Here is an 18557-nt window from a genome sequence, read left to right as displayed (position 1 = left end):
ATACGTGAATAGCATGAACACCCATCGCATAATCTCCAGCCGGGAGCCCCTCCGTCCCCAGCCGCCTCTGCCGTTCGAGGCCGCACAAACCTACGAAACGACCGTGCTCGAATGGTCGGGTGAGGCGCTGCCGGATACCATCGAAGTAGTGAAGAACTGCGCGTATGGCCCGCACGAGCAGCACAGGTACGACGTATTCGGCGCTACGGGTTTGCGCCACGCGCCGATTCTCGTGTTCTGGCATGGCGGCGGCTGGACCAACGGCTACAAGGAGTACGTGTCGTTCATGGCGGACGCGGTCACACGGTTGGGCATGGTGCTGGTCGCGCCAACATACCGGCTCGCTCCGGAGAACCGCTTGCCGGCCGCATTCGACGATGCGCTCGCCGCGCTGGGTCACGTGATCGGTCATGCGTCGAGTTTCGGTGGCGATCCGGGGCGGCTGTATCTGGCCGGGCACTCGGCAGGCGCACAGATCGCGGCGCTCGTGGCGCTGCGACGCCGCGATGCCGCACAGGCCGGGATTGATCCGGACTCGATCCGCGCGTGCCTGCCGATCAGCGGTGTGATGGACTTGCACCATCCGGAGCCCATACCCGGCAGCATGGAAGAACGCGTCTACTCGATGGTGCTGCGCGATGCGGCCGAAGACGCATTGATGAGCCCGCTCTGCTGGACTGCATGCAATACCGTGCCAATGTACCTGTCTTACGGCGAATTCGACAGCGAGCGCGTGATCCGCGCGAACCAGCGGATGGCCGCGCTGCTCGCGCAACAACCCGCCGATTGCGCCGTCCATATGGAGCCCATGCTCGATCATTTCGCAACCCACACCACCCTGCGCCACGCAGACGGTGCGTGGTACAGGCGACTGGAACAGTTGATCAAACGGAGTCCAGCATGAAGGAAAACATCGACATTGGATTGCCCCGGCTCGCCCAGCCATTTTCGTGGGCAGCCAAGGGGGCGGGCCTGCTGTTCACGACTCACGGACCGGTGCGGGCAGACGGCTCGATCGAGACCGGCTCAATCGGGCAGCAAGCGCGCCTCACACTGGAAAACGTACGCCGCGCCGTCAATGCCGCCGGTGCACAGATGAGTGACGTCGCGCAGGTGCTTATCTATCTCGTCGACGAGAGCGACATGGCGGCCGTCGATGCCGTCTATCGCGAATTCTTTGCGCCACCCTATCCGAACCGTTCGAGTGTTGCCGTGAGATCGCTGGTTGCCCCCGGGATGCGGATCGAAATGGTGGTTTATGCCGTGCTTGAGACGTGAGTGGGCCACGGTGCCCACTCGACGCTCATTAACCTGAAACCGGATTTTGTCAGCTAAAAGGTAGTCCATCATGCAATCAACTGCTCATACCGCCACCAAAAAACAAACCGCGCTGGTCACCGGCGGCGCTTCGGGCATCGGCCTCGCAACCGTCGAGGTGCTGGCGAAGGCCGGCTTTCATGTGGTCGCAATCGACCGCAACGCCGACGCCGTTCAGCGGGCCGTCGACGAACTCAACGCGCGCGGACTCAGCGTCGCAGGCGGAGTCGCCGACGTCTGCAACCGGCGTCAGATCGCGGACATTCTGGATGCGCAGGCGCGCGTCGATGTGATGGTGTGCGCCGCCGGCATCTACGCCGCACGCTATTTCGATGAAATCTCCGACGACGATTTCCGACGCACACTCGAGGTCAATCTTCTCGGCGTATTCGTGTGTGCGCAGGAAGCAGCACGCCGCATGCAGGCTGGCGGGCGCATCGTTACCGTGTCGTCGCGCGGCGCGCTCGGAGGGAAAGGCTTCGCGGACTACGTTGCCTCCAAGGCGGGAGTGATCGGCCTCACGCGCGCGATGGCGATGGAACTGAAAGCGCGGCAGATCACGGTCAACTCCATCGCACCCGGCTTCACCGACACACCGATGACGCGCAGCATGCCGGCCGATCAGTATGCCTCGGCGGTGGCGCTCGAGCAAAGCGGCGCGGCCGCGTCGCCATACGACATTGCAGATGCGATTGCCTTCTTTGCATCGGCGGCAAGCCGCTTTGTGACGGGCCAGACGCTGTTCGTCGACGGAGGCAAGTCGCTGGGCGGTCTCGGCATCTAGCACGGCCCGCCTGAAACATTACGCGCGCGCGGCACAGACAAAAACCGGCGGCCCGCTGGCTCCGATCACGGAGACAGCGTTATTCATGTACCTCAATTTATGGAGCTACCGTGGAACACGAGCTCGAAAGATCGACAATCAGGAAGCTGACGGCACACCTGATTCCACTGCTTTTCATCATCTGGTTCGTCAACTATCTTGACAGAGCGAACATCGGCTTCGCAGCCCTGCAGATGAACAAGGAACTGGGCCTGACCCCGCAGATGTTCGGCTTTGCCGCTGGTATCTTTTACCTCGGATACATCATCTTCGAAATTCCGAGCAACTTGCTGATGCGTCGCTTCGGCGCGCGTACGTGGATCGCGCGGATCATTTTCACATGGGGTCTCGTGTCCATCGGCCAGGCCTGGATCGAAAGCCCTTATCAGTTGTACAGCGCGCGCTTTCTGCTCGGGGTGGCCGAAGCCGGCTTCCTGCCAGGCGTGATGTATTACCTGACCTACTGGTTTCCCGCCGAGTACCGGGCGAAGGCGATCGGCCAGGTCTATTCGGCCAATACGCTTTCCATCGTCGTTGGCGCGCCGCTGTCGAGCATCGTCATGTCGATGAGCGATCAGATGGCAGGTCTGTCGGGCTGGCGATGGATGTTCATCGTCGAGGGCGTTCCGGCTGTCGTTCTCGGCATCGTTACGTTTTTCTATTTGACCAATCGTCCCATCGACGCGAAGTGGCTGTCGGACTCCGAACGCGGATGGCTTGTCACGCGAATGGAGCAAGATCGTAAGTCTGCGGAAAAACTCGGGACGTCCAGTTTCCGTGTGGCGATGTCGAAGCCGATCGTGTGGATGCTCGGCCTGCTGTACTTCTGCATCGGCATTGGTTTCTTTGGCGTGTCCGTGTGGCTCCCGCAAGTGCTCAAGCAGATGTCCAGTCTGTCTCTCATACAGATCGGCTTCGTCAATGCGATTCCGTTTCTGCTCGGGACGATCGCGATGCTGGTGAACGGCAAGCATTCGGATCGCACGCGAGAACGCCGTTGGCACCTTGCGATTCCTCTCGCGATCGGAACGGTCGGCCTCGTGGTCAGTGCCATGACCGCGGGAAATCCGCTGCTGTCGTTCTGCTTCATTTGCATCGCGACCACCGGCATCGTCGGCGCGCTTAGCGTGTTCTGGGCGGTACCGTCGACTTTTCTGAGCGGCGCTGGCGCCGCCGGTGGCCTTGCGCTGATCAACACGATCAGCGCGTTCTCCGGCTTCACCGCTCCGTATCTGATTGGCTGGATCCGCGGCATGACGGAGAATTTCACCGCCGCGACGTATGTCATGGCAGGCGGCATTGGCGTAGCAACTCTGCTTGCAGCGCTGTTGCCGTATCCGGATCGATTTAGAACGGCGGAGATGCCGATTGGGGCGCCGGCGCTGGGCTCCGAGGATAGGTAAGCCATGCTTGCCTATCGGGCGGTGTGAGAGGCACCTTGTGTGCCGAACACCGACGCCCCCCGGGCGTTCCCGGAACGCCGCGACAAACAAAAAAAGCCCGGCAAAGCCGGGCCACAGATTGAGACACAAGGAGAATCCCGCCCACCCCACACCGGGCGGTCACGCCGCGCTACACGACGTTCTTTTCGACGATCGGCCGGTTTTCCAGCACGCGCGCCCAGCCGAGCGACGACAGGTCGAGCGAGTCATACCGCCCGCCCAGAATCAGTTCACTCACCCCGCGCCCGGTCGCAGGCCCTTGCTGCAACCCGTGGCCGCTATACCCGTTCGCGAACACGACGTTGTCGAGTTCCGGGTGATAGCCGATGATCGCGTTGTGATCGAATACGTTGTACTCGTAGTACCCGGACCAGCAGTTCTCCACGCGCAGCGCTTCGAACTCCGGCACGCGATTCGCGAGCGTCGGCCAGATCACTTCGTCGAACAGGTCGTGATCGACCTCGTCGAGCGGCAGATCGTCCGGATCGCGATCCGGGCTCGGCGACGTCCCGCAGATGTACGTGCGTCCTTCCGGCCGGAAATACACACCGGTCGGATCGATCAGCAGCGGACAATCGGCGAGCTTCGCCGGCGACGACACGTTGAAGATGCTGCGACGCCGCGCATACACGGGAATGTCGATGCCCATCATCGACGACAGCGTGCGCGTCCACGCGCCTGCCGCATTGACGACCGTGTCGCACGCATAACGCTCGCCGTCGCCCGTCACGACATGCGTGATCTTGCGGCCATCGCGCACGACCGACGTCACGTCGGCCGGCACATAGCGCGCGCCGAGCGCCTGCGCCTTCTTGCGCAGCGCCTGCACGAGCCCGTAACCGTCGAACCACCCTTCGCCGCTCACGCCGTACGCGCCCGACACGAGATCGTCGACGTTCAGCCACGGAAACTTCGCGCGCAGCGCATCGCGATCCATCAGGCGAATATCGGCGCCGAGCCGGGTTTGCAGCGCGTGGTTCTCGCGCAGCGTCGCGTCGCCCGCGGGCGTCGCGAGAAACAGATATCCGCCTTCGTGCAGGTCGATCGACGGCCGGTTGCCGTCGACCTCGAGCCGCTCGCCGATATTGCGCAGGAAGTCGATCCCGAACAGCGACATCTCGATCGACAACGGCGTCGAGAACTGCTGGCGAATCGACGCGGCCGACAGCGCCGACGACGACTTCGCATAGGTGGGATCGCGTTCGATGACGGTCACGGAAACCGTCGGATCGGTAGCACGCAGGAAATAGGCGATCGAGCTGCCGATCACACCACCGCCAACGATGACGACTTGAGAACTCACGACTGACTCCAATTGCACGTATAAGGCGCGGCCAGCCGGCCGCGCCCGAAGGTTGTTCGTGCCGCGTCGCGCGCGGCGCCGTGCGTGCGGACCACCCGGCGAATCGCCCCGACATGCGCCGCGATCGCATTCGATCGCTCGTGGTATTTCAGCACGTCCGGGCGCGCCGCGAAAGCCCGCGCGCGTTCGGGTGTTCAGTTCGCCGTTTGCGTGGTGACCGGCTGCCACGCGGCGTTCTTCACTTCATACAGCGTCGAGCTCGGGTTCTTCAGGTCGCCCGTGTTCGTGAACGCGATCGTGCCCGTGATGCCGTCGTAGCGCGTGCTCTTCAGCGCGCCGTTGAAATCGGCCGGCTTCGTCGAGTTCGCCTTCTGCATCGCGTTGATCGCGATCCACGTCGCGTCGTACGCGAACGGTGCGTACGCAAGCATGTCGACGCCGTACTTCTGCTTGAATTTGGTTTCGAACTGCTTGCCCTTCGCGAGACGCGCGAGCGGCTGCCCGTATTCCCACACGGAAGCGCCTTCGGCCGCATTGCCGGCGAGCTTGATGAAGTTCGCGTTCATCACGCCGCCGCCGGCCAGGAACTGCGCGCGGATGCCGAGCTGGCGCATGCGCTTGACGAGCATCGCCGACTGCGCGTCGAGGCCGCCGAAGAACACCAGGTCGGCGTTCGTGCTCTTGATCTTGGTGAGCTGCGCGCTGAAGTCGACGGCCTTGTCGTTCGTGAACTCGCGCGCGACGATCGTGCCGCCGTTGGCCTTCACGGCCTTCTCGAATTCGTCGGCTTCGCCCTGGCCGAACGCGGTGCGGTCGTCGATGATCGCGATGCGCTTCGCCTTGGTCACGCCCGCCGCATACGCACCGGCGTTGCCGGCGTTCTGCGTGTCGGTCGCGATCACGCGATACACGGTGCCGAGCCCGGCGCGCGTGATGTCGGGATTGGTCGCCGACGGCGTGATCATCGGAATCCCGGCCTTCGCGTAGATCTTCGACGCGGGCAGCGTCGTGCCCGAGTTGAAATGGCCGATCACGACGGCCACCTGCGCGTCGGTCAGCTGTTGCGCGGCCTGCACGCCGATGCGCGGATCGCTCTGGTCGTCCTGCGACGTGACGACGAACTTCACCGGCTTGCCGCCGATCATCGTGTGTGCTGCGTTCGCCTCGTCGACGGCCATGCGCACGCCGTTCTCGATGTCCTTGCCGTAGGCGGCGCCGCTGCCGGTCAACGGCACGGCCACGCCGACCTTGACGACCGTCTCCTGAGCGTGGGCCGTGCCCGTCTGGAACGCGAACATCGCGGCGGTCAACGCAATGCCGGAAAGCGAACGAATGCGGAACGTCATCGGCCAATCCTTCTTCTAGGGGTCGGTGTGCGACGCGCGACCGTCGCGCGCCGGCAATCTTTCACGTGCCGGCGGATCACCGCGGTTCCGTCTCCGGGGAACCTGTCAGCGCGAAAGAGGTGAACCGATTGTGGGTAGCCAATACGCGTGCAGCAAACGAAATATCGGAACTATGTTGTGAGAAATTGTCATCAAGTGCCGTCGCGCCGGACGGCAGACGGCCCGCGCGACGGCGGGCCGGGAGGGAAGATTTCAGGCGGAATGCGCGCAGATGCCCGTGCACCCATGCCGCGCCGGGTCATGCCGATGAAGAATCACCGCTGCTTCGGGCAGCCATGACGCGTCGCGCATCGCGCGATCCGCACCGATGACGGTCGGTGCGTCAGTGCTGGTCGATGTGCGTGTCGGTGCCCGTATGCTTGCGCACCGCGTCGGCCGCCTCGCCGGCCTTCTCCTGAAGCTTGCCGGCCTGCTGCTCCGCCACGCCTTCCGCTTCCGTCTCGCGATCGCCCGTCACCTTGCCGAGTGCTTCCTTGACCGAACCCTTCACTTGCTTGAGCTTGCCTTCGATGCGATTCCTGTCCATGGTCGTCTCCTGCGATGATTTGGGGAGACGGCAATGCGGCCACTCGCGGGCGCCCCCGCGCCGCACCGCCGAGTGGACAGGATCGCAGCCGCGCGCCGTATGCGGCAGATGCCAATGCACCAGCCTGCGTGGTGCATCCGTACCGATGGCGTCGAATCGCGGCGTCGACGGCGGGACGATCGGAGTCAGCTCTTGCCGTTCGCGCCGCCCTTCTCGCCGCGCGCACCACCCGTGTTGGCCGCGCCGACGATGCCGCGCTCGCGTGCCCACACGATCGCCTCGCCGCGGCTATGCACGTCGAGCTTCGCGTAGATCGTCGCGACGTGATTGCGAACCGTATTCGGCGCGAGGCCGAGGCGCCCGGCGATCTCCTTGTCGGCGAGGCCGTGGCACAGCAGGTCGAACACGTCGCGCTCGCGCGCGGTGAGGTCCGACAGTTGCGCGCCCGCATCCGGCGCATTCGCGCGCCGCACGTTCGCGAGCTTCTCGATCAGCGTGCGGCTGAACCATGACGCATCCTGCATCGCCGTCTCGATCGCATAGACGAGCTCCATCTCGGTGCGCTTGCGGTCGCTGATGTCGAGCAGCGCGATCAGCAGGCAATCCTGCCCGTGAATCGCGACCGGATCGGCCGACACGACGCAATCGCGCAGGTCGCCGTCCTGCGTGCGGATCTGCACGTCGGCGTTGCGCACGCTGCCGTCGCGCGCGAGCCGGCTGTCGAGGTGCTGCCGCGCGCCGCGCTCCGCCCACAACCCGATCTCGTCGGCGGACTTGCCGAGCAGGTCGTCGCGCGCGTGGCCGGTCATCCCGACGAAGGCATCGTTGACGTCGAGCAGCTCGAAACCGTCGGCCGTGACGATCGCGGTCGCGACCGGCGCCATCCGGAACGCCTTCGCGAACCGCTCCTCGCTCTGCCGCAGCGCGAGCTCGGCCTGCTTGCGCGGCTCGAGATCCATGAACGTGAACAGCATGCACGCCTCGTCGCTCATGTCGATCGGCTGCCCGGCGACGACGACCGCCTTGATGCTGCCGTCCGCGCACTTGAGCACGGCCTCCATCTGCGGAATCGTCGCCCCCTCGCCGAGCCGCTCGATCGCGAGTTCGCGCCGCTCGGCCTGCTCCAGCACGTCGATCTCGTAGACGGAGCGGCCGAGCACGTCGTCGCGCACGTAGCCCGTCATGTCGAGGAAGCCCTGATTGACCTTCACGTAGCGCAAGTCGTCGAGCCGGCAGATCACGGCCGGCGCCGGATTCGCGCTGAACGTGCGCTCGAAGCGCTCCTCCGCGCTCGCCCACTCGGTCGCGTCGTGCAGCACGAGCGCGAGACAGTCCGGCTCGCCGGCCGCGTTCGTCAGCACGAGGCTGCGGATCCGGTGGACCCAGCTCACGTTCTCGTCGGCAGCCGATTCGACTTCGACCGTCACGTCGCTGAACTCCTCGCCCGCGATCACGCGATCCATCGGATAGTGGCCGTCGCGCACCGGATGGTTGTTCCGGTAGCGCAGGCGGAAACGCTCGCGATACTCGGTGACGTTCGCGCCGAGCGCCGCGAGCGCGGTGACGCCGTGCATCGCGAGCGCGGCCTCGTTCGCCCACACGATGCGCTGGTCGGGCTCGATCAGGATCACGCCCTCGGTGAGCCCCGCGATGATCTGGTGCAGCTGGCGCCGGTCGGTATGCGACTTCAGCACCTGTTCGTTTACTCGTTCGTCCATTGGATGGGGGTCCACGTCGTCAGCATGGTTGCCGGTCCGGTCGCATCGTGACCGGCGCGCGCCGGCGGGCGCCTGTGGCGATGATCGCGTGCCGCCGGTACAGGCGACAGACGCGGATGCACTATGCCCGATAGTACATTCGCACGCCGCGTCGGCATCGTGCGATACCCCGCCGAGCGGCGCAGCGCGGCCCTCCACCCGTCGTCGCGCGTGGCGCGTGCAACGGGCGCATTCGGGCGCATTCCCTGTTCCCGCGCACTGTTCCGTCCCCCATGCAAACGCACTAGCGAACCCGGTGAATTTGCGCGATGTCCGCGTGCGTTCGCGCCGGTACGCTGGTATTGCATCGGCGCTCACACGCTGCCCTTCCACACCGCAGAGGAGGTTTCCCTGATGAAACTGCATCAGACACCCGATCCGACGCGGCCCGAACCGGCCCCGGATACTCCGCCCGAACCGCCGCCCGGCACCGATCCGCCGGTGCCGCTGCCTCCCGACGTGCCGCGCCCGGACCTGCCGCCGCGCGAGCCCGGCTACGACACGCCGATCGCGCGGCAAGCGGCGCGCGCCACGCGATCCGCATGAGCCGACTCGCTCATTCACCAAGCCAATCGAAGGAGAACATCGATGAACAACACCTCGCACCTTTCGACGCTGCTCGCCGTCAGCGCGGCCTTCCTGCTTTCCGCCGCGCCGCTCGCGAACGCACAGGCCCAGGCTTCGTCGGCCGACGCCGGCATGACGGCCGAATCGAACCAGCCCGTCACCGACACGTGGATCACGACCAAGGTGAAGAGCGAACTCGCGACCACCGATGGCGTGAAGAGCACCGACATCAGCGTGAAGACGGTGGACGGCGTCGTCACGCTCACCGGCGTGCTGCCGACGAAGATCGCCGTGAAGAAGGCCGTCGCCGTGACGCGCGCGATCAAGGGCGTGACGCACGTCGACGCATCCGGGCTGAAGGCGAAGGCCTGAGCTATCCAGCGGCCGAGCGCCGCGCTTTTCTCCCCCTACTCAACGAGGAGCACACGATGAACGAGGACAAGATCAAGGGCCAGTGGAAGCAGCTCACCGGCAAGCTGAAGGCCAAGTGGGGCAAGCTGACCGACGACGACCTGACGGTCGCCGAAGGCAACCGCGACTATCTGGCCGGCAAGATCCAGGAGCGTTACGGGATCGCGCGCGACGAAGCCGAGAAGCAGTTGCGCGATTTCGATCGCGAGCTGTAACGCGCGAGCCGTCTCACCCCGCCGCGGCGCACCGCGCGTCGCGGCAACGAAGAGAACACCGACATGGGCAAGTATCTGCTCGCATGGCTGCTCGGCGTACCGATCGGGCTGCTGGTGCTGTTCTTTCTGATCACGCACCTCTTCTGACGGCGCGGCGCCCATGTAACGAAACGGGCCGGCGGCTGAAATCAGCCGCCGGCCCGCCTGTTTTTACGCCCGGTGCGCGATGGCGACGTGCCGCGCTTACTTCGCGTTCGCCGTCATCTTGAAGATGCCTTGCGCGTTGCCCGCATCGAAGCGCAGGTCCGTCACCCAGCGGCGCGCCGCCTGGTCGAACGTGCGACGGCGCGTGATGAATTCGTAAAACGAACCCGGCACGTTGCGCTTGACCGTGCCGCCGTCGCGCGTGCGGAATTCGCGCTCGACGATGTCCGCGCGATAGGCCGTCTGAAACACGCGGCCCGAACGCGAGCGTTCGACTTCCGGCTTCATCGGCCGGCCCTTCGCCTTCTCGTCGTCGGACAGCTTGAACACGTCGGTCACGCGATCGGTCGCGTGGTTGAACGCGTTGCCTTCGGTCGCGATCCAGGCCATCTCGGCCGATTCGAGCAGCAGCGTCTCGTAGTCGAGTTCGTTCGGCAGGTCGTGCTGGCGGGCGAATGCGCCGACGATTTCGGGCAGCAGCGCGTGCGCGGCGTCGAGCGACAGCCAGCCTTCGCGCTCGATCTCCCACAGGAGCGCGACGGCCGCCGGCGACAGCGGGTCGCGCGACGAGCGCACGACGTTCGTCACGGCCTGCTGGAATTCCTTCGAGAAGCGTTCCGGATGCAGTTCGCTGACGAAGAACTGCGCGATCTCGTCCGGTGCGTCTTCATGCGCATAGGCGCGGCCGGTCATGCCGAGCTTGTCGAGCGGATAACGGCCGTTCAGGCGGAAGCCGAGCGGACGCAGGATGCGCGTGAACGCGGCTTCGCCCGGCGGCAGCGCGCCGGTATGCGGCCAGCGCACCGTGCGCAGCGCGCCGTGATCGAAGTACACCGAACCGCCGCTTTCGATCGCGTCGGCCGTATAGGCGCGACCGTTCGCCGAACGTTCGAGCAGCCCTTCGAACAGCGCCATGTTCATCGCCTGCGCGATTTCCGCGCGCGTGACGACGTCGGCTTCCCACTCTTCGAGGACGGCCGGCATGTTCAGGGTCGCGAACAGGGCGTCGGTCTTCGCCTGTCCCAGCAGCTTCGTCAGCAAGCTCTCGATATTCGGATTGCGCATCAGGATTCTCGTGTCGGGGGGACCGCCGGCAAACGTGCCGGCAACTCGGTGGCCGGCCGCCCGGCGGGCGCCTGACCTTGCACGGGAAGCATTATTCAAAGGGTTGCAGCGGGGCGTAAAGCGAGATTAAATTGACATGTGATGAGTTTTTGGAATTATTCACGGTCTCAGCACGCGTCCGCCGGCCCGCCTCGGACGGGTCCGTTCGTCAGACAAAAAGAGCATCATGCGCAAATTCAAGATCCCCAACATGGGTGCGCTCGTGGCTTTCGAAGCCGCGGCGCGCCACGAAAGCTTCACGCACGCGGCGAAGGAGCTGTTCCTGACCGAGAGCGCGGTGTCGCGGCAAATCGCGACGCTCGAAGCGAGCCTCGGCGTGCGGCTGTTCGCGCGCGTGAAGCAGCGCGTCGTGCTGACGCGCGCCGGCAAGCTGTACGGCACACAGGTGCGGCGCGCGCTGGAGGCGCTCGACCGCGACACGCTGTCGATCATCGCGCACGGCAGCGGCGGTGGCTATCTGGAGCTCGCGGTGCTGCCGACCTTCGCGTCGCACTGGCTGATCCCGCGCATCAAGAGCTTCTACGACCGCACGCCGGACGTGCGCGTGAACATGGGCAGCCGCACCGACCTGTTCTCGTTCGAAGACACCCACTTCGAAGCCGCGATCCACTACGGCAAGCCGACCTGGCCCGGCACGTCGTCGGACTACCTGTTCGGCGAGGAAGTCGTGCCGATCTGCTCGCCGGCGCTGCTCCACGGGCCGGTCGAACGCGTGGAGGATCTGCTCGCGTATCCGCTGCTGCACTCCACCACGCGTCCCGGCGCGTGGGCGCAATGGTTCGAGACGCACGGCATCGAGGACATCCGCACGATGCAGGGCGTGCGCTACGAGCTGCATACGATGCTGATCAGCGCGGCCGCGGCCGGGCTCGGAATCGCGCTGGTGCCGAAGTTCTTCGTCGAGGAACAGCTGCAGCAGCTCGGTCTCGTCGTGCCGTGCGACGCGGCGACGGTCGGCGATTCGGCGTACTACCTCGTGTATCCGACGGAGTTCAGTCACAGCAAGCCGCTCGAATCGTTCCGCACATGGCTGCTGGAACAGGCGAGCGCGTATGCGGCGCCGGGGCAGGAGGAACGCGACGTGGAGGATGACGAAGACGACGAGGACGTCGAATAGCGTCACGTGCGCCAGGCGTTCAGTGCCTGCGTCTCGGCGGGGAATCCAGAAGCGGGGCAATCGCGGCGACGAAATCGCCGGAAGGAAGGACCGAACGAACGACGGCCCGTGTGTCCGGTGCGCGTCGGGCCGGGGCAACCCCGGCCCGACGCTCCGGGCAGCCGACCTCGTATCGGCGGCGCGGCGGACTTTCTTTCTTCTTCACTGCATAGGTTCTCTCAGGTTCCCTGCATTTTTTGCTGTGCCGCGCCGGCCATTATCCACTCAAACCGCCCGAAGTAAAACGTTTGCGCATGCGCTGGGCGGCATACCCCTCATAACCGGACACAATCCGTCAAATTCCTTTCGGATTGAACGACGGCGGTCGGCAATTCTTGCAATCGGCACGGCGTTGCTTTTTAATGGAACTGGTTCCATCGTGTGTTTCGGCCATGCCGCCGCGTGACGCGACGTCGTGCGCGCGTCATGATGCCGATTCAGGATCGAGGATCATTCAGCTCAGGATTCCGTGTCGCCCGTCCTTTCCGGCCCCCCGTCAAACGAGACCGTCATGCCCGATTCCGCCTCTCTGCAGCAGCTGTTTCCCGCCTATCAGGACATCCCCGCCGAATACCGGCTCGCTTCGCCGATCCACCAGCGCGTGTCGCTGGTCGACGGCGCATTGCGCCCGTGGGACGGCACGACCAAGACCGTGCTGTCGCCGGTGTGCGTGCGGCAGCCGGACGGCAGCGTCGCGCAGATGGAGATCGGCAGCTACCCGGTGATGGGCGAGACGGAAAGCGACGCGGCGCTCGACGCCGCGGTGCGCGCGTACGACTCGGGCCGCGGCGAGTGGCCGACGATGAAGGTCGAGCAACGCATCGCGTGCATGCAGGACTTCATCAAGCGGATGGTCGCGCAGCGCGAGCTCGTGGTGAACCTGATCATGTGGGAGATCGGCAAGAGCCTCGCCGATTCGCAGAAGGAGTTCGACCGCACCGTCACGTACATGACGCAGACGATCGACGCGCTGAAGGAGCTCGACAACGCGAACTCGCGTTTCGTGATCGCCGAAGGCACGATCGGCCAGATTCGCCGCACGCCGCTCGGCGTCGTGCTGTGCATGGGGCCGTACAACTATCCGCTGAACGAGACGTTCGCGACGCTGATCCCCGCGCTGCTGATGGGCAACACCGTGGTGTTCAAGCCGCCCCAGTACGGCACGCTGCTGTTCGAACCGCTGCTCGAGGCGTTCCGCGACGCATTCCCGAAAGGCGTGATCAACACGATCTACGCGCCGGGCGCCGTGGTCGTGCCGCACATGCTCGCGTCGGGCAAGATCAACGTGCTCGCGCTGATCGGTTCGAGCAAGGTCGCCGATCACCTGAAGAAGCAGCATCCGAAATCGCACCGGCTGCGCGCGATTCTCGGCCTCGACGCGAAGAACGCGGCGATCGTGCTGCCCGATGCCGATCTCGACCTCACCGTGAAGGAGTGCCTGCTCGGCGCGCTGTCGTTCAACGGCCAGCGCTGTACCGCGCTGAAGATGCTGCTCGTGCATCGCTCGATTGTCGACGCATTCCTGGAGCGCTTCACCGCCGCGCTCGAGCAACTGAAGATCGGCATGCCGTGGGAGAAAGGCGTCAGCATCACGCCGCTGCCGGGCATGCATCGCACCGCGTACATGACCGACGCGATCGACGACGCGAAGGCCAAGGGCGCGCAGGTCGTCAATCACCAGGGCGGCGAGTTCAGCAAGACGCTGTTCTATCCGGCCGTCGTGTATCCGGTCGTTGAAGGGATGAAGCTGTATCGCGAAGAACAGTTCGGGCCGATCATCCCGGTCGCGCCGTTCGACGACGTCGAAACCGCGCTCGACTACGTGACCACGTCGGAGCACGGCCAGCAGGTCAGCATCTTCGGTTCCGATCCGGCGCAGATCGGCGCGCTCGTCGATCCGCTCGTGAACCAGGTGTGCCGCGTGAACATCAACTGCCAGTGCCAGCGCGGGCCGGACGTGTTCCCGTTCGCGGGACGCAAGGATTCGGCCGAAGGCACGCTGTCGGTGACCGACGCGCTGCGCGCGTTCTCGATCCGCTCGATGGTTGCGGCGAAGCAGACCGACGGCAGCAAGCAGCTGCTCGACTCGATCGTGTCGGATCACTACTCGAAGTTCATCAACACGGGCTTCATTTTCTGACGCACGGCGCGAGGCGCGAACGATCCGCCGTGCGTTCGTGCGGCGGATCGTCCGGACGAGCGCGCGTCGTCCGTTCAGACGTTCGATGCGAGCAGCCGGATCCCCGCCAGACCGAACACCACCGCCAGGCACGCTTCCATCGCCCGCCGGCCGCGCACGTACAACCGGCGCGCACCATCGGTCGAGAACACCAGCGCATACCCGCCGAACACCATGCAGCCGATCGCGATGCAGCCCGGCACGACCGCGCCGTGCGACGCGCCCGAACCGTTCGACGACAGCGCGACGATCGACACCCACACCAGGATGGCTTTCGGATTCGTCAGGTGCAGCATCGCGCCGCGCGCGTAGAAGCGCGACAGCCGCTGCCCGGGCGTCGTCTTCAGCGTCGCCGCCGCATTGGGCGACCATGCGGTGCGGCCCGACTTGAACGCGAGCCACAGCAGGTACACGCCGCCGAACAGCTTGATCGCGACCAGCAGCTTCGACCACGCGAGCAGCGCCGCCGACACGCCGAGCGCGAATACGAGCGCCGCCTTGCGGCCGTGGTTCGCGGCGACCGACATGATCGCGAGATTGCTCGGGCCCGGGCTGGCCGTGCCGACGAAATAGGCCGTGTAAGCCAGCAGCAGGTTGGCGGAGAAAAAGGCATGGACGCTCATGTCGAACCTCGCGGGGGATGAGCGGTCGATTGTTCGCACATGCGCGGCAGTTGCCCATGGCCAATTGGCCGGCAATTCGCTGGGCCAGTTGGGCGAAGCGCATGCCTGCGCATGCCTGCGCATGACGTTGCATCCGTCACGGCGGCCGGCGCGTCCGGACTGTCTCGGTTATGAAACATCCGGCGCGTGCGCGTGGCGGCATGCCGCCGTCACGCGCCGGGCGTCGCGGGCCGCCGCGCCCGGCGCCGCGCGGATGCCGCGCGAACCGCCCGATCGCGGCCTTCCTGCCCGTCGCCGACAGAAACACGAAGCCCGTTTTGCGCCTGCGTTACGTTACATCGTTGAAGCATTTCATTCGTTCGACCGCCGCCGCACCCGCGCGCGCCGCGTCGCGACGCGTATGGACGGCCGCCTCGATTTTCCGCGCGAGCCAGTCTCGGCGCGACGCGACGACCAACGCCGCGACGTGCGTCAACATTGCTCAACAATCGGATCGCGGCGCTGGTACGGAACCTGCATCCCGTTTGTCATGCAAGCCGCGCCGCCGATCGGCGCGGCCACGAACACCGCGAAGCAACGAGGCTTTCCATGGATGCGCTGCCCAACTCGTCCGATACGTCGTTCCAGCTCTTTCTCGCAAAGCTGCTCGAACAACCGCTGCCCGACTGGACCGACAAGCAGCAGATGGAACTGGACATGGCGCGCACGCTGTCCGGCCAGATGGTCCGGCTCGCCGAAGACATGCGCGGCGGCACCGCCGATCTCACGCGCTGCCTCGTGCTGCTGCGCTACGCGAAGGTGCTCGACTTCATGCTGACGTCGCTCGCCGCGCGCCGCGACATCCATCCGCAGACGCTGCGCACGCTGTTCCGGCTCGCGAACCTGAAGGTCGACGATGCGTATCCGGTCTGAACCGGCGCGCAGCGTCGATCTCGACGACGAACGGCCACGGAGACGCGCGCATGCCCGATGACCGCGCCGGATGAGCGTCCGGAACCGGACATCCCGGCTGGCCGGCGAACCCGGCGTCTTCGTGCAGCAGTACGGACGCAAGGCCCGGAAGACTCTCGACCCGAACGATCGCCGCTCCGATCGCGACGTCGAACGGGCGATGCGGCGCCTGTCGGCCGCCGAGCTCTCCGGCCTGCTGGCCGATGAAGGCGAGAACCAGGACGAAGACGGCAACGACGACGCCGCTGAACGCCCTCCACGGCCCCCCGCTTCCCGGCGCCGCAACCGGGCCGCCAGCCAATCGGATGTACAATCGCGCGCCATGAACGCACTTCGCCGCTTCCTGCTCCGGCAAGGCGTCGCGCGACAGCTTCTGTGGGGTGTCCTCCTCGTCACGCTGCTGTCCCGCGCGCTGATGTCGGGCGCCGTGATGCTCGATCCGGACGGTCCGGATGCGGGCTCGGTGGTGCTGTGTTCGGGGCGCGGCCCGCTGATCGTCGACGTGGCGGCACTCGCCGCCCGTTTCGACGCGGGTGCGCCGATCACGCCGGCCAACGATGCGTTCGCGCTCGCCGACGCGCTGAAGCATGGCGCACACGTCGGCAACGCAGCATCGTCCGCCGGCGACGACGACGGCCTCTGCGCATTCGGCGCGGCGCTGTTCACGGCGCTGGCGTCGTTCGCGGTGCTGGTGCTACTGTTTCCCGCCGCGGCGCCGCGGCGGTTCCGGATTCGCTTCGACATCCCTCGCGCCGTGCGGTCGATATTCGACGACCGCCCGCCCTCCCGCGCGCCTCCCCTATTCTGCTGACCGTTTCGCCTGACGGCCCGCGCACGTCGACGTGCGCGGCTCGTCACGCCGATCGTTTCATCCCATCCGATTCAAGCGATCACCCGACTGCGCCCGCCGCCCGGGCGACGTCGCCATGCGCGCCATGACCGGCCGCGCATGACGTGCCGTCGTCCGTTCCGCCGCCGTGCGCACGCGGGTGCGCCGCGCGTCGACGGCGGCCGGCCCGTGCCGGCCCGACCGAGCGACGAACCCGAGGAGCTGACACCATGTCGACCACCGTCGAGCGGGCCCTGTCGCCCGCCCGTTCCGCCAGCGCCGGTTACCGGACGCTCTGGCGCTGGCATTTCTATGCCGGCCTGTTCGTGATGCCGTTTCTCGTGATCCTCGCGATCACGGGCACGCTCTACTGCTTCCAGCCGCAAATCGAGCCGCTGCTGTATCCGCACCGGCTGATCGTCGAACCGCGCGCGACGCCGCGACTCGATCCGGACACGCTGCTCGCGAAGGCGCGCACCGCGCTGCCGGCCGGCGCGACGCCGGTTTCGGCGCAGGTTTCCACCGCGCCCGAGCGCAGCGCCGAATACGTGTTCCGGCTGCGCGACGGCAGCCGCGAGAGCGTGTACGTGAACCCGTACGACGGCAGCGTGCTCGGCACGCTGAGCGTCGAGCAACGCTTCATGCAGGTCGACCGGATGCTGCATCGCAAGCTGCTGCTCGGCAAGACCGGCGAGTTGCTGATGGAACTCGCCGCATGCTGGACCTTCGTGATGATCGGCACCGGCATCGCGCTGTGGTGGCCGCGCGGCGCCGCGCGCGTGGGCCGCGCACTGCGGCCCGACCTGTCGCTGCGCGGCAGGCCGCTGTGGAAAAGCATCCACGCGACAGCCGGCATCTGGCTCGCGGCCGGCACGGTCGCATTCATCCTGACCGGGTTGCCGTGGTCGGGTTCGTGGGGCAAGAACTTCAAGGCGCTGGCCGCCACCGTGAACCTCGGCGCGCCGCCGGGCGCATGGGGCGGCGGATCGACGCGTTCGACGCGCCCGGGCGCGGCGGCGTCGGCTGCCGCGCCCGCACCGGCACGGCCCGCGGCGCCGGCCGGCCATCACCATCACGCATCCGGCGAATCGATGCCAGGCATGGTGATGGACGACCTGCCGTTGCCGCAAACGCCGTGGGCGGTCGGCAACGTGCCCGTTCCGGATTCGCCGTCGGCGCCGGCATCGTCCGCGCCGCTGCCGCTCGCGCGCGCGATCGCGATCGTCGCCGGGCTCGGCGTGACGAGCGGCTACACGCTCGCGCTGCCGTCGGGCCCCGACGGCGTATTCACCGCGTCGTACTTCCCGGCCGACCCGAAGGCGGAGCGCACGATCGCCATCGACCAGTACAGCGGCGCGGTGCTGCAGGACATCCGCTACGCGGACTACGGCGCGGTATCGCAGGCCGTGTCGTACGGCACGTCGCTGCATATGGGCCGCTACTTCGGGCTCGCGAACCAGATCGTCTGCGCGGTGCTGTCGCTCGGGCTGGCCGCGATGGCCGTCACGGGCACGGTGATGTGGTGGAAGCGCCGCCCGGCGGGAAAACTCGGCGCGCCGTCGCGCGAACGCGGCGCGCCGCCGATGCGCGGCTGGATCGCGGGGCTCGTGCTGCTCGGCATCGTGTTTCCGCTGACGGGGTTGACGATCGTCGCGGTGTGGTCAATCGACCGCCTGCTGTTCGGCCGCGCGACGCGCGCGGCAGCCTGATCGTCGAACGACGC

The 18557-nt window shown here is 66.2% G+C and carries 18 protein-coding genes; 12 read left to right on the top strand and 6 right to left on the bottom strand.

Annotation, left to right across the window (positions count from 1 at the left end; genetic code table 11):
• Positions 1–13 precede the first annotated feature (13 nt).
• The 4 genes from DCN14_RS02415 to DCN14_RS02400 all read left to right on the top strand — a co-directional run bounded on the left by DCN14_RS02415 (position 14) and on the right by DCN14_RS02400 (position 3543).
• A complete protein-coding gene (locus DCN14_RS02415) occupies positions 14–904 on the top strand; it encodes an alpha/beta hydrolase (protein WP_096500430.1) in 891 nt (296 codons plus the stop codon).
• Positions 901–1278, top strand: a complete 378-nt coding sequence (locus DCN14_RS02410; RefSeq protein ID WP_096500432.1) for a RidA family protein — start codon at positions 901–903, stop codon at positions 1276–1278. The genes DCN14_RS02415 and DCN14_RS02410 overlap by 4 nt, the downstream gene beginning before the upstream one ends.
• Positions 1279–1348: 70 nt before the next feature.
• Positions 1349–2101, top strand: a complete 753-nt coding sequence (locus DCN14_RS02405) for an SDR family NAD(P)-dependent oxidoreductase (RefSeq protein ID WP_096500434.1) — start codon at positions 1349–1351, stop codon at positions 2099–2101.
• Positions 2102–2211: 110 nt separating this feature from the next.
• Positions 2212–3543 (top strand): MFS transporter, encoded by a 1332-nt coding sequence (locus tag DCN14_RS02400; RefSeq protein ID WP_205212590.1) that lies wholly within the window; start codon positions 2212–2214, stop codon positions 3541–3543.
• Between the two features lie 169 nt (positions 3544–3712).
• On the opposite strand, the gene DCN14_RS02395 is transcribed toward DCN14_RS02400, so the two are convergent.
• The 4 genes from DCN14_RS02395 to DCN14_RS02380 all read right to left on the bottom strand — a co-directional run bounded on the left by DCN14_RS02395 (position 3713) and on the right by DCN14_RS02380 (position 8535).
• Positions 3713–4885 carry an FAD-binding oxidoreductase gene (locus DCN14_RS02395; protein ID WP_096500436.1) on the bottom strand — a complete coding sequence of 391 codons (1173 nt, stop codon included), beginning with the start codon at positions 4883–4885 and terminating at the stop codon, positions 3713–3715.
• A gap of 194 nt (positions 4886–5079) precedes the next feature.
• On the bottom strand, positions 5080–6231 hold the full coding sequence (locus DCN14_RS02390) for a branched-chain amino acid ABC transporter substrate-binding protein (protein WP_096500438.1): 1152 nt from the start codon (positions 6229–6231) through the stop codon (positions 5080–5082).
• Between the two features lie 382 nt (positions 6232–6613).
• On the bottom strand, positions 6614–6817 hold the full coding sequence (locus DCN14_RS02385; protein ID WP_096500440.1) for a CsbD family protein: 204 nt from the start codon (positions 6815–6817) through the stop codon (positions 6614–6616).
• Positions 6818–7002: 185 nt separating this feature from the next.
• Positions 7003–8535: a helix-turn-helix transcriptional regulator gene (locus DCN14_RS02380; RefSeq protein WP_096500442.1), complete on the bottom strand. Its 1533-nt coding sequence runs from the start codon at positions 8533–8535 to the stop codon at positions 7003–7005.
• Between the two features lie 393 nt (positions 8536–8928).
• Here DCN14_RS02380 and DCN14_RS02375 point away from each other — a divergent pair, with 393 nt between their 5' ends.
• From DCN14_RS02375 to DCN14_RS02365, 3 genes are read left to right on the top strand one after another with little or no spacing between them, the layout of a single operon-like run.
• Entirely contained in the window at positions 8929–9120 is a 192-nt protein-coding gene (locus DCN14_RS02375; RefSeq protein WP_096500444.1) for a hypothetical protein, read from the top strand.
• A 42-nt stretch (positions 9121–9162) separates the two neighbouring features.
• A complete protein-coding gene (locus DCN14_RS02370; RefSeq protein WP_096500446.1) occupies positions 9163–9513 on the top strand; it encodes a BON domain-containing protein in 351 nt (116 codons plus the stop codon).
• A 56-nt stretch (positions 9514–9569) separates the two neighbouring features.
• Complete coding sequence (locus DCN14_RS02365; protein ID WP_096500448.1) at positions 9570–9767, top strand: CsbD family protein; 198 nt, start codon at positions 9570–9572, stop codon at positions 9765–9767.
• A 243-nt stretch (positions 9768–10010) separates the two neighbouring features.
• Here DCN14_RS02365 and DCN14_RS02360 read toward each other — a convergent pair whose 3' ends face one another.
• Entirely contained in the window at positions 10011–11036 is a 1026-nt protein-coding gene (locus DCN14_RS02360) for a DUF1338 domain-containing protein (RefSeq protein ID WP_096500450.1), read from the bottom strand.
• A 226-nt stretch (positions 11037–11262) separates the two neighbouring features.
• Here DCN14_RS02360 and DCN14_RS02355 point away from each other — a divergent pair, with 226 nt between their 5' ends.
• Positions 11263–12213 (top strand): LysR family transcriptional regulator, encoded by a 951-nt coding sequence (locus DCN14_RS02355; protein ID WP_096500452.1) that lies wholly within the window; start codon positions 11263–11265, stop codon positions 12211–12213.
• Between the two features lie 550 nt (positions 12214–12763).
• A complete protein-coding gene (locus tag DCN14_RS02350) occupies positions 12764–14392 on the top strand; it encodes an NADP-dependent glyceraldehyde-3-phosphate dehydrogenase (RefSeq protein ID WP_096500454.1) in 1629 nt (542 codons plus the stop codon).
• Between the two features lie 74 nt (positions 14393–14466).
• On the opposite strand, the gene DCN14_RS02345 is transcribed toward DCN14_RS02350, so the two are convergent.
• Complete coding sequence (locus tag DCN14_RS02345) at positions 14467–15054, bottom strand: LysE family translocator (protein WP_096500456.1); 588 nt, start codon at positions 15052–15054, stop codon at positions 14467–14469.
• Between the two features lie 588 nt (positions 15055–15642).
• On the opposite strand from DCN14_RS02345, the gene DCN14_RS02340 reads away from it, so the two are divergent.
• From DCN14_RS02340 to DCN14_RS02325, 3 genes are all read left to right on the top strand, one after another.
• Complete coding sequence (locus DCN14_RS02340) at positions 15643–15966, top strand: DNA-binding protein (RefSeq protein ID WP_096500458.1); 324 nt, start codon at positions 15643–15645, stop codon at positions 15964–15966.
• Positions 15967–16327: 361 nt separating this feature from the next.
• On the top strand, positions 16328–16816 hold the full coding sequence (locus DCN14_RS39100) for a hypothetical protein (RefSeq protein ID WP_096500557.1): 489 nt from the start codon (positions 16328–16330) through the stop codon (positions 16814–16816).
• 248 nt (positions 16817–17064) lie between these two features.
• On the top strand, positions 17065–18543 hold the full coding sequence (locus tag DCN14_RS02325) for a PepSY domain-containing protein (protein WP_096500460.1): 1479 nt from the start codon (positions 17065–17067) through the stop codon (positions 18541–18543).
• Positions 18544–18557 lie beyond the last annotated feature (14 nt).

Origin of the sequence: Burkholderia sp. IDO3, from assembly GCF_003366075.1 — a bacterium.
GTDB lineage: Bacteria > Pseudomonadota > Gammaproteobacteria > Burkholderiales > Burkholderiaceae > Burkholderia > Burkholderia anthina.
The sequence above is the reverse complement of the archived record's forward strand: the minus strand, read 5'-3'. Positions and strand labels throughout refer to the sequence as shown.

Bases quoted from the DNA above. Each gene is read 5' to 3' on its own strand.
- DCN14_RS02415 (WP_096500430.1), top strand. From the start codon at position 14: ATGAACACCCATCGCATAATCTCCAGCCGGGAGCCCCTCCGTCCCCAG.
- DCN14_RS02410 (WP_096500432.1), top strand. From the start codon at position 901: ATGAAGGAAAACATCGACATTGGATTGCCCCGGCTCGCCCAGCCATTT.
- DCN14_RS02405 (WP_096500434.1), top strand. From the start codon at position 1,349: ATGCAATCAACTGCTCATACCGCCACCAAAAAACAAACCGCGCTGGTC.
- DCN14_RS02390 (WP_096500438.1), bottom strand. From the start codon at position 6,231: ATGACGTTCCGCATTCGTTCGCTTTCCGGCATTGCGTTGACCGCCGCG.
- DCN14_RS02385 (WP_096500440.1), bottom strand. From the start codon at position 6,817: ATGGACAGGAATCGCATCGAAGGCAAGCTCAAGCAAGTGAAGGGTTCG.
- DCN14_RS02380 (WP_096500442.1), bottom strand. From the start codon at position 8,535: ATGGACGAACGAGTAAACGAACAGGTGCTGAAGTCGCATACCGACCGG.
- DCN14_RS02375 (WP_096500444.1), top strand. From the start codon at position 8,929: ATGAAACTGCATCAGACACCCGATCCGACGCGGCCCGAACCGGCCCCG.
- DCN14_RS02370 (WP_096500446.1), top strand. From the start codon at position 9,163: ATGAACAACACCTCGCACCTTTCGACGCTGCTCGCCGTCAGCGCGGCC.
- DCN14_RS02365 (WP_096500448.1), top strand. From the start codon at position 9,570: ATGAACGAGGACAAGATCAAGGGCCAGTGGAAGCAGCTCACCGGCAAG.
- DCN14_RS02360 (WP_096500450.1), bottom strand. From the start codon at position 11,036: ATGCGCAATCCGAATATCGAGAGCTTGCTGACGAAGCTGCTGGGACAG.
- DCN14_RS02355 (WP_096500452.1), top strand. From the start codon at position 11,263: ATGCGCAAATTCAAGATCCCCAACATGGGTGCGCTCGTGGCTTTCGAA.
- DCN14_RS02350 (WP_096500454.1), top strand. From the start codon at position 12,764: ATGCCCGATTCCGCCTCTCTGCAGCAGCTGTTTCCCGCCTATCAGGAC.
- DCN14_RS02345 (WP_096500456.1), bottom strand. From the start codon at position 15,054: ATGAGCGTCCATGCCTTTTTCTCCGCCAACCTGCTGCTGGCTTACACG.
- DCN14_RS02340 (WP_096500458.1), top strand. From the start codon at position 15,643: ATGGATGCGCTGCCCAACTCGTCCGATACGTCGTTCCAGCTCTTTCTC.
- DCN14_RS39100 (WP_096500557.1), top strand. From the start codon at position 16,328: ATGAACGCACTTCGCCGCTTCCTGCTCCGGCAAGGCGTCGCGCGACAG.
- DCN14_RS02325 (WP_096500460.1), top strand. From the start codon at position 17,065: ATGTCGACCACCGTCGAGCGGGCCCTGTCGCCCGCCCGTTCCGCCAGC.